This is a genomic window from Kitasatospora sp. NPDC001159 (assembly GCF_053598235.1).
In genome coordinates, this window is the sequence record NZ_JBSFJV010000057.1 from 17,128 (window position 1) to 32,109 (window position 14,982).

The following is a 14,982-nucleotide window of genomic DNA, read 5'->3' on the forward strand; positions in this document are numbered from 1 at the left end:
AACGTGACGTCGGCCGCTCACGCCGATACCGCCGCCGCCCGCCGCCGGGCCCGCACTCTGCGGGCCGGGCCGCTGGCCGCCCTACTCGCCGTCGCCCTGCTGCTCGCGCTGACCACCGCCGTCTCGCTCGGCTCGGTGGACCTCCCGCCCGGCGAGGTCTGGTCGGTGGTCGCCCACCACCTCACCGGACGGGCCCTCGAACCCGGCACCCGCGACCTCATCGTCTGGCAACTGCGCGTCCCCCGCGCCCTGCTGGCGGCCGTGGTGGGCGCGGGGCTCGGCCTGGTCGGCACCGCCGTGCAGGCCCTGGTCCGGAACCCGCTCGCCGACCCCTACCTGCTCGGCATCTCCTCCGGCGCCTCGCTCGGGGCGGTCGCCACCATCGTCCTGGGCACCGCTTTCGGACTCGAACTCTCCTTCGGCAGCGCGCTCGGCCTCACCGTCTCCCTGGCGGCGTTCGCCGGCGCGCTCGCCGCGTTCTCCCTGGTCTGGCTGATGGCCCGGCGCGGCGGCGGCTTCTCCCCGCTGCGCCTGGTGCTGGCTGGCATCGGCATCGCCCAGTTCCTCGGCGGCATCACCAGCTACCTCGTCCTGCAGACCCGCGACGAGCAGCAGACCCGGGGCGTGCTGTTCTGGCTCATGGGCAGCCTCGGCGGCGCAGTCTGGGCCCAACTCGCCGTCCCCGTCGCCGCGGTGGCGCTCGGACTGATCCTGCTCCAGACCCGCGCCCGGGGCCTCAACGCCATGCTGATGGGCGACGAGACGGCCGCCGGACTCGGCGTGGACGTCGCCCGGCTGCGCCGCGAGGTGTTCGTGGTGACCAGCGTGCTCACCGGGGTGCTGGTCGCCGTCTCCGGTGCGATCGGCTTCGTCGGACTGATGGTGCCGCACGTCTGCCGACTGCTGGTCGGCGGCGACCACCGGCGCCTGCTGCCGCTGTCCGCACTCACCGGGGCGGTGCTCCTCGTCGTGGTCGACACCGTGGCCCGCACCGCGCTGGACGGCCAGGAACTGCCGATCGGCGTGGTCACCGCCGTCCTTGGCGCCCCCACCCTGCTCTACCTGCTGGACCGACGACTGGAGCGCAGTTGAGGATCGCCGTCGAGGACCTGAGCGTCGCCCTGGCCGGCCGGACGGTGGTGGCCGGGGTCCACCTGGTCGCCGAGGAGGGAGAGATCGCCGGGCTGGTCGGGCCCAACGGCAGCGGCAAGTCCAGCCTGCTGCGCACCGTCTACCGGCATCTGCGGCCGAGTGTCGGGCGGGTGCTGCTGGCTGGGCGAGACCTGGCGGAGCTGCGGCCCGTGCAGTCGGCCCGGCACATCGGGGCGCTGCCCCAGGAGCGCGGCGGGGACTTCGAGCTGAGCGTGCGCGAGGTGGTCGCGATGGGCCGCACCCCGTACAAGCGGGCCTTCGCGGCCGACGACGCCGAGGACCACCGGATCACCGCCGAGGCGCTGGCCCGGGTCGGCATGGCCGAGGCGGCCGACCGCCGGTTCGCCCAACTGTCCGGCGGTGAACGGCAGCGGGTGCTGCTCGCCCGCGCGCTCGCCCAGCAGCCGGACGTCCTGGTCCTGGACGAGCCGACCAACCACCTGGACGTCCGGCACCAGGTCGGACTCCTCGCCCTGCTGCGGGAGCAGCGTCGCACCACCCTGGTCGCGCTGCACGACCTCAACGCCGCCGCTTCGGTCTGCGACCGGCTGCACGTGCTGCACCGGGGCGCCCTGGTGGCCTCGGGGGCGCCGCGCGAGGTGCTGACCGCCGACCTGCTGGCCGAGGTCTTCGGGGTGCGGGCCGCGGTGGTCGAGCACCCGCTCACCGGCGACCCGCTGATCGCCTTCGACCACCGCGCTCCGGCCGGTGCCTCCGTACCCCAGCAGTTCGGGTCTCGGCAGCTCGGGTCTCAGTAGCCTTCGTAGTGGCTCGGCCGGCCCTCGCGCACGACCGGCTGGCCGAGCCGGGCCGCCTCCTCGTTGCGCAGCAACTCCCAGGTGCCGTCCGGGCGGTGGAGAACCGCCGAGTGCCAGGGTGTCATCCAGGCGTCGGCCGCCTCCAGCAACCGGATGCCGAACTTCAGCACCCCGGCGGGCTGCGGGTGGATGGAGAGCCGCACCGACCTGGGGTGCTGCTCGGCGATCAACTCGCCCCAGGCGCGGCTGCGCTGGATCACCCCGTACGCGCGGCGGCGGCATTCCCGCTGCAGGGCCGACTTGGTGCCGGGGAAGTCCACGGTGTCCTCGGTGAGGAAGCGGGTGATGCCGCGGTAGAGCCTCAGGATCTCCTCCTCGGTCAGCACCTGCTCACGCAACTCCTCGACGCTGGGAGCGTATTGTGCGTGCACCCGGGCCCGCTTCCGGTCGTACGGCAGGTCGCCCAGTACCGCCCGCAGGTCGAAGGTGTCGAGGTGGCGGAGGCCCTCACGCTCGATCATCGCGGTCAACTCGTCCGAGTACTCGTCGATGTGCTCGTCCGGGACGTTGATCAGGTCGCCGAAGATGTGCCCGTCCGAGCAGATCAGGATCCGCGCGCCGGGCGGGTGGATCCGGCCGATCTCGGCACAGAGCCCGTCCAGGAAGGTCAGCGACAGCCGCTCGCCCTCGTCGGGCAGGTGGCTGAGCACCTTCGCCGGGTTCGGCGACTTGCACGGGAAACCCGGCAGGGTGAAGACGATCGGCTCACCGGCGGCGACGAAGTCCGCCAACTGCGCGAGTTGGAACGGGAAGTGCTCGGGCCGGGCGTCGAACTCCGGGTCGGAGGCGCGGCGGTGCGGCAGCAGCAGGCCGAGGATGCGCGTGGCGATCTGCGCCGTCGACCGCTGGTCCGGGGCGATGGTGACGGTGGGGGCGGTGCCGACGGGCGGCATGATGGGTCTCCTCCACGGATGGGCGGGGGTGCGGGCTTCCGGCAGGCGGAGCCGGGCGGGTGGCGGCCGGTGCTCAGCTGCGGCGGTCGTAGGCGACGGGCAACCGATTGACGCCGCGGGCCAGGACGGCGGGGATCCAGACGAGGTCGTCCGGGCCGTCCCCGGGCGTCTCGGCGGGGCGCAGCCCGGGCAGCCGGGTGAGCAGGGTACCGACGGCGATCTGGAGTTCGGCCCTGGCCAGGGCGGCGCCCGGGCAGTAGTGGATGCCGTGGCCGAAGGCCAGGTGCGCGTTGGGTGTGCGGTCGAGGTCGAGCCGGTCGGCCTCGGGGAACTGCGCGTCGTCGCGGTTGGCGGCGCAGAGCGAGACGATCACCGAGTCGCCGGCCGGGACGGTGGTGCCGAACAGGTCGCTGTCCTCGGCGAAGAAGCGCCAGGTGGTGAGCTCGAACGCGGCGTCGTGGCGCAGCAGTTCCTCCACGGCGCGAGCCAGTCGGCCGGGCTCGTGGAGGCTCCCGCGCAGCGCGGCGAGCTGTTCGGAGTGGCGCAGCAGGGTGATCAGCATGGTGGTGATCTGGTTCGTGACCGGCTCCTGCCCGGCGACCAGCAGCTGGAACACCATCGAGTCGAGCTCCTCGCGGCTCAACTCGCCCGCGTCGTGGGCGGCGACGAGCCGGCCGAGCAGGTCCTCGCCCTCTGTCCGGCCGGGCGTCCGGTAGTCGGCGCGCTTGTGGGCGATGACATCGGCGATGTACGTCTGCAGGCCGCGCAGCCGTGCCTCGTACGCCGGGCGGCCCGGGTCCTGGGGGCCGACGGGTTGGACCACCTTGCCCCAGTCGCGGTCGAAGCGGTCCGCCAACTCGGCGGGCAGGCCGATGACCTCGGCGAGCACCCGGAAGGGGTAGTGGGCCGCGAAGCCCGCCACCAGGTCGGCGCCGCCGGTCCAGGGCAGTCCGTCTACCAGGGCGTCGGCGAGTTCCTGCAACCGGGGGCGCAGCGACTCCACCCGTCGAGGGGCGAAGGCGTCCAGGACGAGGCGGCGCATGGCGGTGTGCTTGGGCGGGTCCTGGTGCAGCAGGTGGACCTGGAGCTGGGAGTGCTGCGGCTCCGGCATGATCGACGCCAGCCGGCGCCAATTCTCGTTGCCCAGACTGTGGTTCTTGCCGAGCCGGGGGTCGTTGAGGGTTGCGTGGGCGGCCTGGTAGCCGGTGACCAGCCAGGCGTGGATGCCGCTCGGGAACTCCACCCGGTGCACCGGTCCGGCCGCGCGCATCCGGCGGTAGAGCGGGTACGGGTCGGTCTTGTAGGCCGAGCCGTGCAGCGGGACGGGGCCGGGGAGTTGGTCGTAGCCGTACGGGCAGCGCGAGGTCTCGGGCGGGGCCTCGGTCGTGGCCGGGGCGTGGGTGGTGTCGGTCATGGGTGTGCTTCCTCCGGTGAGGCGGATGTGTCTGTTTCGCCCTAGGGCCGAAGAGGCAGGCCCTGGGCCTGCGGGCTGCGGCGGTGCAGGGCGAGCAGCACCACGGCGGTGGCGGCAACGGTGGCGGCCAGGGCGATGCCCGCGTGGGTGCCGGTGGTGGCGCGGTCGCCCGCCAGAGCTGCGGCGGTGGCCAGGGCCGGGCCGAGGGCGAAGCCCAGGCTGCGGGAGAGCTGGACGGCGGAACCGGCGGTGGCCAGCTTTCCGGACGGGGAGGCGGACATCACCAGCGCCTGGGTGGGGCCGCCGTTGAGGCCCATCCCGGCACCGGCGAGGGCGAGCCGGGCAGCGATGTCGAGGGCGGACCAGTCGGCGCCCACCGGAATGAGCAGCGCCAGACCGAGGGCGGTGACGGCGGCACCGGTCAGCGCCGTCGGCCGGGTGCCCCAGCGGTCGGCCAGCCCGCCGCCGACCCGCCCGGCCAGCACCATGCCGAGCGGAAAGGCCAGCATGGTCAGCGCGGTGGCGGTCGCGCTCTCGCCCCGCGGGCCGCGCAGGTGCTGGACCAGCAGGTACTGGCAGGCCGCGAAGCCGGCGGCGAGCGCCAGCACAGAGGCGTTCACCCCGGCGGTTCCGGCGGACCGCAGCACCTCGGCGACCGGCCGACCGCCGGGGCGGCGCAGCCACAACAGCACCAGCGGTACGGCGGGCAGCGCGAGCAGCAGCCATTGCGGGGCCTGCGGCGCCAGGGTGAGTCCGAGCAGGACCGCGGCCACCGCGGCACCGATCAGGGCGGCATCGCCGAGCGAACCCCGCTCGGGCAGTCGAAGCCCGCCGCGCCTCGGGGCGTTCCGCCGCACGATCAGGACGGCGGCCAGGCAGACCGGCAGCTTCACCAGGAAGACCGCCCGCCAGCCGAGATGGTCCAGCAGCAGACCGCCGACCACCGGACCGGTGACGGCCCCGAGCGGCCCGAGCGTCGCAGGCACGCTCATCGCCCGTCCGCGCAGCTCGGGCCGGACGGAGGTCGCGGCCAGCACCGGCATCAGGACGAACAGCACGGCCCCGAAGGCGCCTTGCAGCAGTCGTGCCGCGATCAGCCAACCCGCCCACGGGGCCAGGGCGGCCAGCACGCCGCAGGTGGCGAAGCAGCCGACCGCGAGCAGCAGCGCGGACCGGGTGCCGACCTGGTCCAGCCACCGTCCGGCGGGCAACAGCAGTGCGACGAGCGGGAGTTGGTAGCCGAGGACGGCCCACTGGGCGACCCCGGGAGAGACGTGCAGGCCGGTGGATATGTCGGTGAGCGCCAGGTTGACCACGTTCAAGTCGAGCATGGCGACGAACGAGAGCAGCCCGGCGGCGACGACCAGGCTCCAGCGGTCGAGCGGTTGCGCCGGGCTGCCCGTCAGTGATGCTGCGGTCGTCCGGTGTTGCGCCGCCATGAGATCCTCCGTTTCCCCGTCGCTGTTCCGGGCACCGCCTCGGCGGCGGGGTCCGGTACAGCAGTCGGGGGCGCGACGGCTCCAGTTCCGAACACCTGGGGGAATTTTTCGCGGGGCGCGCCGTCAGGCGACGGATGACGGATAACAGCTGACATATTTCGAAATCCGTCAGCTGTTATCCGTCAGCTGTCATCCGTGGTCCCGTCCGCCGCCGCTCAGCAGACCGCCGCGAACTCCCCGGTCTCGGCCGCCCGCAGTCGCGCCATCAGCTCCTCCCGCGCCCGGGCGACCCGGGAGCGTACGGTGCCGACTGGGCAGCCCGCGACCTCCGCCGCCTCCGCGTAGCTCAGACCGACCACCTGGGTCAGCACGAAGGCCTCCCGGCGCTGCGCGGGCACCCGGTCGAGCAGGTCCCCGAGGGCGATCCCGTCCTCGAATCCGGCCGCCGGGGTGCAGCTCTGCCGTTCCGCCGCCTCCTGCCAGTCCGGCAGTGCCGCGCAGCGCGGCCGGGCGGCGGCCATCCGGTACCGGTCGATCACCGTGCGCCGGGCGATGGACAGCAGCCAGGTTCGGGCCGAGGAGCGTCCGGCGAAGGCGGGCAGGCCGCGCAGTGCGCGCAGGAAGGTTTCCTGGGCGAGGTCGTCGGCGGACTGGACGTCCGTCAGGTGGGCGACGAAGCGCCACACGTCCCGCTGGGTCGCGCGTACGAAGGCCTCGACGTCCGCCGCCCGGCCCGAGCGGGCGGTCAGCGCGAGCGTGGTGAGCTGGTCGTCATCCACGGCGGCCCCCCGTCCGGCCCGCCGTCCCGGCGCGGCAACCGTGCGGGACGATGGTCACATGAGATGCGCGCAGTTCCGTACCGCTCTGTCCGCCCGGCTCGACGGTGAACCGAGCGGCCTGCCGGGCACCCGGATGGACAAGCACCTCGCGCGCTGCGCCGGCTGTCAGGAGTGGCTGGACCGGGCCGGGCGGCTGCGCGGCCGGGTGCAGGCGGCTGCCGCCGACGGGCCGTCGGCGGAGTGGTCGGCCCGGCTGCTGACCCGGCTGGGGGCGGACGGTCCGGTTGGTCAGGCTCCAGAGGGGCCGCAGGCCGCGGAGCGGTAGGAGCGGTAGGACGGTGGCACCGACCGGAGCCGGGGTGCCGTCGTAGTCAGGCATGGGAAGGTCCCGAGAGGAAGGCTGGGAACGGTGCCGCGCAGAGCGGCACCGCAGGAGTCCGTAGGCAGCCGCGCGGCACACCGCACGTCCCGGAGGAGGCGTGGCGAACGCGGGCGCGAGCCCGATCGGTACGGCGCACGCGTACGGCGGCGCAGCGGCCCGGGGCGCTACGGCAGTGGGCGCAACAGCGACGGCGACGGCGACGGCACGACAGGGCGACCAGCCCATCGCGGAGGTCCCAGCGCGGACCGGGTTCGGCCGGGGGAGCGGTGCGGCGGGCGCGTCAGCAGGCGAGGGCGAACGCCGGCGGTCCGCGCCGGATGACGGCATGCGTGAGCAGCACCGACCGGGGCAGCCGGGCCGGTCGGTCGGCGGGCCGGGGCGGCGCCGGCGGCCGGTACCCGAACGGGTGCGCGAACAGCGCCAGCAACGGGAGCAGCAGCGCCCCCGCGACCACGCTCCCGAGCACGCCGAGCAGTTCGAAGAGCCGCACCAACGCCACGTCACCGCGCCAGAGCAGCAGCGCACAGGCCAGCGCCGCCAGGACGTGGGCGACGGCCATCCCCGGCGACATGCCGTGGGACATCGCGTGTGCCGTCCCCGAGGGCATCGGGTGCTGCATCCCCGGGGCCATGCCCGGCATCCCCGTTATCCCGGACAGCCCCATGTCCATGGCCATCCCGTCGGTCGACCCCGCCGCCACCCCGTGGTGCATCCCCGCCACCGGGCGCAGGCTGCCGACGGTCGGCGGGACGTCCGGGTCGATGCCCGCCATCCGCGCCAGTTCGACGGGCGAGATCCCGCCCGGTGCCCGGTCCGGGTTGCAGAGCAGCAGGGCGGTCCAGTCCGTGGTGGCGAGCCGGCCGAGACCGCCGCCCTCACGGCCAGGCGGACCGGCCTGTTCGAACAGCAAGTGCAGCGCGGTCTGCGCCGCGACCATCCACGCGCTGATCGCGCCGAGCCCGCGCCGCCTCCCGGCCAGCAGCCAGGTCAGCCAGAGGATCGACCCGAACGCGCCGAGCAGCACCGACGGCGAGACCCCGGCCCCGGCCATGGCGACGTGCGCCGTGGCGGCCATCGCCACGCACAGCGCGGCGAAGACCGCGGCGCGCAGCAGGCGGATCCGGTCGGTCATCACGATGGCACTCATCGTCGCACCCGGCCTGCCCGGCCCGGACCGCACCCTCCGGCATTGGCCGGTTCCGTCTCGTGAGAGCATGCCCGGCCGCCGACCTGCCGCCGGTGTGGCCGCCGGACCAGCCGATCAACCGCTCATAGCACCCGTTCATGCGGCGTCGATGCGATTTGACATCGCACACCCCCTGCTCGCTGAATGTGTACACGCCGTCATGGAACGTGTGTGTCGGAGTCCCGGCTGATCCGTTGATCCGTCAGGCGAGCTCCCAGACCGCGTGGTCGTGCGCGAAGAGCACCTGGCGCGGCCCGTGCTCCGCCACCCGGTCCAGCCAGCCGCGGTACCCGGGCAGCGGCGCCGCCACCCCCTCGCGCGCGGCCTGCCGGGCGAGCACCGCCTGCCCGTACTCGGTGGCGAAGTCGTACGCCTGCCCGGCCAGCAGGACGCTGCGGTCGCCCAGCCGCTCGACCAGCAGGGACTGGTGGCCGTCGGTGTGCCCGGGGGTGGGCAGCACCCGGACGTCGGGCCAGACCTCGGTCTCGCCGTCGAGCTCGCGGTAGACGGCGTCGGGGAAGTCGACCAGCGCGTCGATGGTGTAGTCGCCGCGCCGGGCGGTCGCCAGCTCCTTCACCTGGACCAGGACCGGCGTCCCGGCGAGGAGCGGGTTGCCGCCGCAGTGGTCGAAGTGCAGGTGGCAGTTGACCACCAGGTCGATGTCCGAGACCGAGACGCCGGCCGCGGCGAGCGCCTCCGGCAGCGGGCGGCGGACCGGACGGTAGTGCGCCTCGGTCTCCGGCGAGCCGGCGCCGATCCCGGTGTCGAACAGCAGCAGCCCCTCCGGGCCCCGGACCAGGTACGCGAGCACCGGCTCCACCCGCGGCTCGGGGCCGCCCACCTCGGAGGCCGGCCGGACGAAGTAGCCCAGGTCGAGACGGCGGATCCTGTACATGCGTCCCCCTTGTCACTCAGCCCCGTGCGTACGGCCGAACCGGCCGCCGTTTCGCACCCTACCCGCGCACCGCCGGCCGCCCGTCGGTCCTGCACCGCTTCTCCATCGGACCCGGGCCGACCTGCGCGATTCCCGGGAGAGCGGAGGGTGGACAGCCCGGGCTGCGAGCGTCGTCGGCGCCTGGTGGCGGGCGTCACGGCGGGTGCCCCGGGAAGCGGAGCACAATGCCGGACATGACCGATCGTCCGATGCCGCCCGGGGGCGAGCCCTCCGACCGTCCGACCGCAGACCGTCCGACCGCAGACCGTCCGACCGCCGACACCTGGGCCGCCCTCGGCGGACCGGCCGAACTCCTGGACCGGGTGGGCTTCCGCGGCCCGCAGGACGTCCTGCCCTCCGGTCTGCCGGTGCGCCGGCTCGCCCGCGCCACCGTGGCCACCTGCTCACTGGCCGCCGCCGAGCTGGCCGCCCTCCGCGCCGGCGGCGCCGTCCCCGTCGTCCGGGTGGACGAGGGGGCCGTCGCCACCGCCTTCGTCAGCGAGCGGCACCTGACCGTCGACGGCCGTACGCCCGTCAACTTCGCCCCGCACTCCGGCTTCTGGCGCACCGCCGACGGCTGGGTCCGCACCCACGCCAACTACCCGCACCACCGCGCCCGGCTGCTCGCCGCCCTCGACCTCGCCCCCGACGTCGGGCCCGAGCAGCTGGCCGAGGCGCTCGGCAGGCTGCCGGCCGAGCAGATCCAGGAGCGCGCGTACCCGGCTGGGGCGCTCGCTGTGGCGGTCGCGCCGGTGAGTGCGGCCGTGCACCCCCTGGTGGAGCGCCGAGAGATCGGGGCCGCGCCCGTCCGTCCGCTCGGTGCGGCCCCGGTGGACCGGCCCGCCGCCGGGGTCCGGGTCCTCGACCTCACCCGGGTGATCGCCGGACCGGTCGCCACCCGCACCCTGGCGCTGCTCGGCGCCGACGTGCTGCGGATCGACTCGCCCCGGCTGCCCGAAGCGGAGGACGCCCACGCCGACACCGGCTTCGGCAAGCGCTCCGCCCGCCTCGACCTCGCCGACCCCGCCGACCGGGTCACCTTCGAGGGCCTGCTCGACGCAGCCGACGTCGTGGTCACCGGCTACCGCCCCGGCGCCCTGGACGCCCACGGCCTCGCCCCCGACGCCCTGTTCGCCCGCCGTCCCGACCTGATCGTCGCCCAGCTCTGCGCCTGGGGCTGGACCGGCCCCTGGGCCGGACGCCGTGGCTTCGACAGCCTGGTCCAGGCCGGTGTCGGCATCGCCGCGCACGAGGCGGCCCCCGACGGCCGCCCCGGCGTCCTGCCGGCCCAGGCCCTCGACCACGGCACCGGCTACCTGGTTGCCGCCGCCGTCCTGCGCGCCCTCACCGACCAGCGCACCTACCGCCCCGGCGGCCGCCACCTGCGCTTCTCGCTGGCCGGCACCGCCTCCTGGCTGCTGCACGGCATCCCGCCCGAGGAGCCGGTCGAGCCGCGCGAGACCGCCGAGCCGTACGACCCGGCGAGCTGGCTCACCGAGACCGACTCGGCGTACGGGCGGCTGCGGCACGCCCTGCCGCCCATCGGCTATGAGGGTGCGCCCGCCGACTGGGCCCGCCCGCCGGGGCGTTGGGGGGCGGACGCGCCGGTCTGGCTCTGAGCGGCCAGGGGTGCGGCGGGCGGTGTCAGCGGGGTCTGGCAGCATCCTGCACATGACTGCCGCACACGCCACCGACTACACCTGGTTCGAGAAGCGCTACCCCGTCCTGGGCGAGGCCTACTGCCTCACCCAGGTCCAGGGAATCGGTGCCGACGAACTGCTGCGCCGATTCGACGCCCTGACCGGCCGGGAGGTCACCGGGCTGGACGCGGTGCTCGCCGCCTGGGAGACCTTCGACGACGGGGAGGACGAGGAGGCCGAGGAGCTGTTCGACCTGGACGAGGACCGGATCCTCGTCGCCGTCACCGAGCTCGACGGCTGGGCCCTGGCGGTCGAGCCGTACGGCTACCTCGGTAGCCTGTACGAGGTCGTCCCCCGGCTCGGCGAGGGCACCCGGCTGGTCTCGCACTTCCGGAACGTCAACGCGGCGGACGACTTCCACTGGTGGGAGCACGGCACCTGCCGGCTGCACTTCGAGCCGCTCTTCGCCGACCAGCGGGACGGTACGGACGCCGAGGCCCCGAGCACCGTGGAGCTGCTGACGGCTTGCGGCTTCCAACTGGACGGGGAGCGCTACGAGCTGCACACCGAGGCGGCGTTCGCGCTCGCCGAGCAGCTGACCGACGTCCGGCTCAGCCCGGAACGGCTGGAGGCCGCCACCTTCCGGCTCGCCTACGCGCCCCGGCCCTGAGCACGAGGCGGTAGCGCGGCGCCGAGATCGGTGACGGCCTCCGGGAGGCTCCGGGCCGGGGCGGGTCAGACCCCCGAGGGGATCTGCTTGGCCTGGCTGCGCATCCGGAGGGCCGTCGCGATCTCGATCACGCCCAGGATCAGCAGCCAGCACCCGGCCAGCACGGTCAGCGCGGTGATCGAGCCGACCGGCCAGACCATCAGCAGCACACCGGCCAGGGTGTTGGCCACGCCCGCGAAGGCCTGCCAACCGCGGGCGGGCATCAGCGGGTCGGAGATCGCGGCGGCGAGTTGGGTGATGCCGCGGAACAGCCAGCCGATGCCGATCCAGATCGCGAGCAGCAGCAGTGACTGCGCGGCGCTGCGGAAGCAGAGCAGCCCGAGCAGCACGCAGATCGCGCCGCTGATGAAGGCCAGCGCCCGCATCGCGGTGGTGGCGTGGGTGCCGAAGGCGGCGACCAGCTGCACGATGCCGATTACCAGCAGGTAGAGCCCGAACAGCACGCCCACTACCAGCAGAGTCTCCTGGGGCCAGGCGAAGACCACGATCCCGAGGGCGAGCGAGGCCACACCGGCGGCCAGCAGCACCTGCCAGGCGGCCCGGGCGAGCATGCCGAGCGGGCCCTGGACCGGGGAACCGTCGGGGGTGATGATCGGAGGGGCCATGGTGACGTACTCCTCGGGGCTGGGGGCGGAGAACGAACCCCAGCCTCTTCGCCCCCCTGTCAGACCGCGCGTCGGGTACGTCCGTTCGAGTGACTTCCGGCGGTTGCCGGAATGACACCCGCCGGTCGCTCGCCGTCGATACCATCCGTCGGTATGACTTCTGAAGGGTGGGGGACCCCTCCGGTCGAGCCGATCAGCCAGCACTACATCGTCTGCGGGGGCAACGCGCTGGCGCACCGGCTGGTCCTGGAACTCGTCGAGCACTACGAGGTCCCGGTCGTCGTCCTGGTCGCCGACCGCACCCGGGACCACGCGCCGCAGATCGAGCAACTCCCCGGTGTCGCCGCCGTGCTGGAGTACCCGAGCGTCACCGACGAGGCGCTGTGCGCGGTCTCCATCGGCACCGCCCGGGGACTCGCCCTGGTCGAGGGCAGCGACCAGGACAACATCCACGCCGCGCTCAGCGCCCAGGGCCACAACGCCGACATCCGGATCGTGTTCCGGATGTTCAACCAGCGACTCGGCGAGAACATCCAACGGCTGCTCAAGAACGGCGCCGCGCTCTCCGGCTCCGCCACCGCCGCCCCGGCCTTCGCCGCCGCCGCGCTCGGGCGGCCCAACTCGGTCGAGATCGACGGACGGTACCTGCACATCGCCTTCGACGACGCCATCGCCTCCGACCGGATCTGCGTGGTCGCCGACCAGATCGACCGGCAGGACCTCAGCAAGATCCGCCTCCTGCCGGAACAGGAGGGCGACTCGGCCGGGTTCGTCCGCCTCGCCCGGGAGTTCGGCGACGACGGACCGGTCGTCCCCGGCGGGGTGCGCCGCGATCCGGTGCCGACCGACGAGCCCGAGGAACCGCCGGGCGGGAGGGCCGCGCTGCAGGCGCTTCCCATCGAACCCCGGGAGCCGATCAGCTGGGCGCGACGGCTGCGCTGGCGGGTACTCGACACCATGCGCTTCCTCACCAGCGCCCGGCTGCGGCTGGTGCTGCTCACCGCGCTCGCCGCAGTGTTGATGGCCTTCGGTGTGCTCTGGTACCTCGACCGGGACTTCGGCTGGACCGTCTACACCTCGCTGCTCGACCTGGCCGGCGCCGCCCAGCCCGACCAGCGGGCCGACGTCGCCGCCGGGACCGGGACGGGCGGGCTCTGGCAGCGGGTCGCCCAGGTGGTCATCACCATCTGCGGGATCACCTTCGCGCCGGTCGCCACCGCCATCGCGGTCGAGGCGCTCGGCTCCGGGCGGCGCGGGCTGCCGCGCAACCCCAGCGCGGGCACCCGGGACCACGTCATCGTCGTCGGGCTCGGCAACGTCGGCACCCGCGTCGCGACCCAGCTGCACGAGATGGGCGTGCCGGTGGTCTGCATGGAACGCGACCCGCAGGCCCGCGGCATCGCCGCCGTCCGGGCGCTCGGCATCCCGGTGGTGCTGGGCGACGGGCCGTTCGAGGAGCAGCTGCGCCGGGCCCGGCTGAAGCACAGCCGGGCGGTGGTCGCGGTCAGCGGGGACGACGCCACCAACCTGGAGGCGGCGCTGGAGGCGCGGCACGGCAACCCCGAGGTGCGGGTGGTGGTGCGGCTGTTCGACGACGACTTCGCCGCCCACTTCTACAAGACGCTGGACAACGCGGCCTCCCGGTCGGTGTCCTACCTGGCCGCACCCGCCTTCGCCGCCGCCCTGATGGGCAGCGAGGTGCGCGGGACGCTGTCGGTGTTCCGGCACGCGCTGCTGATCGCCGAGCTGACGGTGGAGGACGGCAGCGGGCTGATCGGCCTGAACCGGCACGACCTGGAGGACCCGGGCGGCGTCCGGGTGATCGCCACCCGGTTCGCGCGCAGTGACCACCTGCAGTGGAACTTCCCGGACCGCACCCGGCGGCTGACCCCGGGCGACCTGATCGTGGTCGCCGCCACCCGCAGCGGACTGGCGCGGCTCAACACGGTACTGGTGGAGGAGGGGTGACGCGCGGCGGCGGCGGGACGCCGGTGACGGTGGCGGGTGACGGCGAACGGGTGCCCGCGAACAGATGACGGCTGACAGATTTCAGTTGATGAAATCTGTCAGCCGTCATCCGTCAGTTGTGCGCCGTCAGCGGTTCTCGAACTTCGGCGGGCGCTTCTCGGCGAAGGCCGCCATGCCCTCCTTCTGGTCCGCCGTGGCGAAGGCCGCGTGGAAGAGTCGGCGCTCGAAGCGGACGCCCTCGGCGAGCGTGGTCTCGAAGGCGCGGTTGACGCTCTCCTTCATCATGATCGCCGCCGGAGTGGACATCGCCGCGACGGTCTCGGCTGTGGCCAGCGCCTCCGCGAGCAGCTGGTCGGCCGGGACGATGCGGGAGACCAGGCCGGACCGCTCGGCCTCCTCGGCGCCCATCATCCGGCCGGTCAGGCACAGCTCCATCGCCTTCGCCTTGCCGACCGCCCGGGTCAGCCGCTGCGAGCCGCCGATGCCCGGGATCACACCGAGCTTGATCTCCGGCTGCCCGAACTTCGCGGTGTCCGCCGCCAGCAGGATGTCGCACAGCATCGCCAGCTCGCAGCCGCCGCCCAGCGCGAAGCCGGCCACCGCCGCGACGACCGGCTTGCGCAGCTGGCCGAGTCGGTCCCAGGGGCCCAGCCAGTCGTCCAGGTAGACGTCCGGGAAGTGGTTGCCCTGCATCTCCTTGATGTCGGCGCCGGCCGCGAAGGCCTTCTCCGAACCGGTGATCACCAGACACCCGATCTCCGGGTCCCGGTCGAAGGCGGTGGCGGCCGCCACCACCTCGTTCATCAGCTGGGTGTTCAGCGCGTTGAGCGCCTTGGGCCGGTTGAGCGTGATCAGCCCCACCCGGCCCTTGCGCTCGACCAGGATCGTCTCGTAGGTCTCGGTCTCGGTCATCGCCGTTGACTCCCATTCCGCTGCTCGGCGCCGCACGGGCGCGCCCTGACCACCCAACGATCTACGACGCGCCCCGCCTCGCGCCAGTCTTGGCATGCGAGACGCCGGTCACCAGCGCGGCCAGGCCCGC

14 protein-coding genes are annotated in these 14,982 nt (G+C 73.9%); 6 read left to right on the top strand and 8 right to left on the bottom strand.

The annotated features are described in order from the left end of the window. Positions 1-3 precede the first annotated feature (3 nt). Together ACWC9T_RS25970 and ACWC9T_RS25975 are read left to right on the top strand one after the other, a co-directional pair. Entirely contained in the window at positions 4-1,092 is a 1,089-nt protein-coding gene (locus ACWC9T_RS25970) for a FecCD family ABC transporter permease (RefSeq protein WP_449823451.1), read from the top strand. Beyond that, positions 1,089-1,910, top strand: a complete 822-nt coding sequence (locus ACWC9T_RS25975; RefSeq protein WP_449823452.1) for an ABC transporter ATP-binding protein — start codon at positions 1,089-1,091, stop codon at positions 1,908-1,910. Before ACWC9T_RS25970 ends, ACWC9T_RS25975 begins: the two co-directional genes overlap by 4 nt. On the opposite strand, the gene ACWC9T_RS25980 is transcribed toward ACWC9T_RS25975, so the two are convergent. The 4 genes from ACWC9T_RS25980 to ACWC9T_RS25995 form a co-directional block, all read right to left on the bottom strand. Then, positions 1,904-2,863 carry an L-tyrosine/L-tryptophan isonitrile synthase family protein gene (locus ACWC9T_RS25980; RefSeq protein WP_449823453.1) on the bottom strand — a complete coding sequence of 320 codons (960 nt, stop codon included), beginning with the start codon at positions 2,861-2,863 and terminating at the stop codon, positions 1,904-1,906. The two genes, ACWC9T_RS25975 and ACWC9T_RS25980, sit on opposite strands and share 7 nt — an antisense overlap. 73 nt (positions 2,864-2,936) lie before the next feature. Then, positions 2,937-4,277 carry a cytochrome P450 family protein gene (locus tag ACWC9T_RS25985; RefSeq protein ID WP_449823454.1) on the bottom strand — a complete coding sequence of 447 codons (1,341 nt, stop codon included), beginning with the start codon at positions 4,275-4,277 and terminating at the stop codon, positions 2,937-2,939. A gap of 41 nt (positions 4,278-4,318) precedes the next feature. Continuing rightward, positions 4,319-5,716, bottom strand: a complete 1,398-nt coding sequence (locus ACWC9T_RS25990) for an MFS transporter (protein ID WP_449823455.1) — start codon at positions 5,714-5,716, stop codon at positions 4,319-4,321. A gap of 215 nt (positions 5,717-5,931) precedes the next feature. Beyond that, positions 5,932-6,495: a sigma-70 family RNA polymerase sigma factor gene (locus ACWC9T_RS25995; RefSeq protein WP_449823456.1), complete on the bottom strand. Its 564-nt coding sequence runs from the start codon at positions 6,493-6,495 to the stop codon at positions 5,932-5,934. A gap of 58 nt (positions 6,496-6,553) precedes the next feature. Between ACWC9T_RS25995 and ACWC9T_RS26000 the strand changes: the two genes are divergently transcribed. Further along, positions 6,554-6,820 (top strand): zf-HC2 domain-containing protein, encoded by a 267-nt coding sequence (locus tag ACWC9T_RS26000; protein WP_449823457.1) that lies wholly within the window; start codon positions 6,554-6,556, stop codon positions 6,818-6,820. A 337-nt stretch (positions 6,821-7,157) separates the two neighbouring features. Here ACWC9T_RS26000 and ACWC9T_RS26005 read toward each other — a convergent pair whose 3' ends face one another. Together ACWC9T_RS26005 and ACWC9T_RS26010 are read right to left on the bottom strand one after the other, a co-directional pair. Continuing rightward, a complete protein-coding gene (locus tag ACWC9T_RS26005; RefSeq protein ID WP_449823458.1) occupies positions 7,158-8,024 on the bottom strand; it encodes a hypothetical protein in 867 nt (288 codons plus the stop codon). Between the two features lie 241 nt (positions 8,025-8,265). Beyond that, entirely contained in the window at positions 8,266-8,958 is a 693-nt protein-coding gene (locus ACWC9T_RS26010; protein WP_449823459.1) for an N-acyl homoserine lactonase family protein, read from the bottom strand. 233 nt (positions 8,959-9,191) lie between these two features. Here ACWC9T_RS26010 and ACWC9T_RS26015 point away from each other — a divergent pair, with 233 nt between their 5' ends. Both ACWC9T_RS26015 and ACWC9T_RS26020 read left to right on the top strand, forming a co-directional pair. After that, positions 9,192-10,616, top strand: a complete 1,425-nt coding sequence (locus ACWC9T_RS26015; RefSeq protein ID WP_449823460.1) for a CoA transferase — start codon at positions 9,192-9,194, stop codon at positions 10,614-10,616. 52 nt (positions 10,617-10,668) lie between these two features. Continuing rightward, on the top strand, positions 10,669-11,307 hold the full coding sequence (locus tag ACWC9T_RS26020; RefSeq protein WP_449823461.1) for a DUF6461 domain-containing protein: 639 nt from the start codon (positions 10,669-10,671) through the stop codon (positions 11,305-11,307). 65 nt (positions 11,308-11,372) lie between these two features. Here ACWC9T_RS26020 and ACWC9T_RS26025 read toward each other — a convergent pair whose 3' ends face one another. Next, positions 11,373-11,972: an HdeD family acid-resistance protein gene (locus ACWC9T_RS26025; protein WP_449823462.1), complete on the bottom strand. Its 600-nt coding sequence runs from the start codon at positions 11,970-11,972 to the stop codon at positions 11,373-11,375. Positions 11,973-12,125: 153 nt separating this feature from the next. On the opposite strand from ACWC9T_RS26025, the gene ACWC9T_RS26030 reads away from it, so the two are divergent. After that, positions 12,126-13,940: an NAD-binding protein gene (locus ACWC9T_RS26030; RefSeq protein ID WP_449823463.1), complete on the top strand. Its 1,815-nt coding sequence runs from the start codon at positions 12,126-12,128 to the stop codon at positions 13,938-13,940. Positions 13,941-14,066: 126 nt separating this feature from the next. Here the strand turns inward: ACWC9T_RS26030 and ACWC9T_RS26035 are convergent, their stop codons facing one another. After that, the gene (locus ACWC9T_RS26035; protein WP_449823464.1) at positions 14,067-14,852 is read right to left on the bottom strand and encodes an enoyl-CoA hydratase; all 786 of its coding nucleotides are present in this window, start codon (positions 14,850-14,852) and stop codon (positions 14,067-14,069) included. Between the last annotated feature and the right edge of the window lie 130 nt (positions 14,853-14,982).

Bases quoted from the DNA above. Each gene is read 5' to 3' on its own strand.
- ACWC9T_RS25980 (WP_449823453.1), bottom strand. From the start codon at position 2,863: ATGCCGCCCGTCGGCACCGCCCCCACCGTCACCATCGCCCCGGACCAG.
- ACWC9T_RS25985 (WP_449823454.1), bottom strand. From the start codon at position 4,277: ATGACCGACACCACCCACGCCCCGGCCACGACCGAGGCCCCGCCCGAG.
- ACWC9T_RS25990 (WP_449823455.1), bottom strand. From the start codon at position 5,716: ATGGCGGCGCAACACCGGACGACCGCAGCATCACTGACGGGCAGCCCG.
- ACWC9T_RS26000 (WP_449823457.1), top strand. From the start codon at position 6,554: ATGAGATGCGCGCAGTTCCGTACCGCTCTGTCCGCCCGGCTCGACGGT.
- ACWC9T_RS26005 (WP_449823458.1), bottom strand. From the start codon at position 8,024: ATGAGTGCCATCGTGATGACCGACCGGATCCGCCTGCTGCGCGCCGCG.
- ACWC9T_RS26010 (WP_449823459.1), bottom strand. From the start codon at position 8,958: ATGTACAGGATCCGCCGTCTCGACCTGGGCTACTTCGTCCGGCCGGCC.
- ACWC9T_RS26015 (WP_449823460.1), top strand. From the start codon at position 9,192: ATGACCGATCGTCCGATGCCGCCCGGGGGCGAGCCCTCCGACCGTCCG.
- ACWC9T_RS26020 (WP_449823461.1), top strand. From the start codon at position 10,669: ATGACTGCCGCACACGCCACCGACTACACCTGGTTCGAGAAGCGCTAC.
- ACWC9T_RS26025 (WP_449823462.1), bottom strand. From the start codon at position 11,972: ATGGCCCCTCCGATCATCACCCCCGACGGTTCCCCGGTCCAGGGCCCG.
- ACWC9T_RS26030 (WP_449823463.1), top strand. From the start codon at position 12,126: ATGACTTCTGAAGGGTGGGGGACCCCTCCGGTCGAGCCGATCAGCCAG.
- ACWC9T_RS26035 (WP_449823464.1), bottom strand. From the start codon at position 14,852: ATGACCGAGACCGAGACCTACGAGACGATCCTGGTCGAGCGCAAGGGC.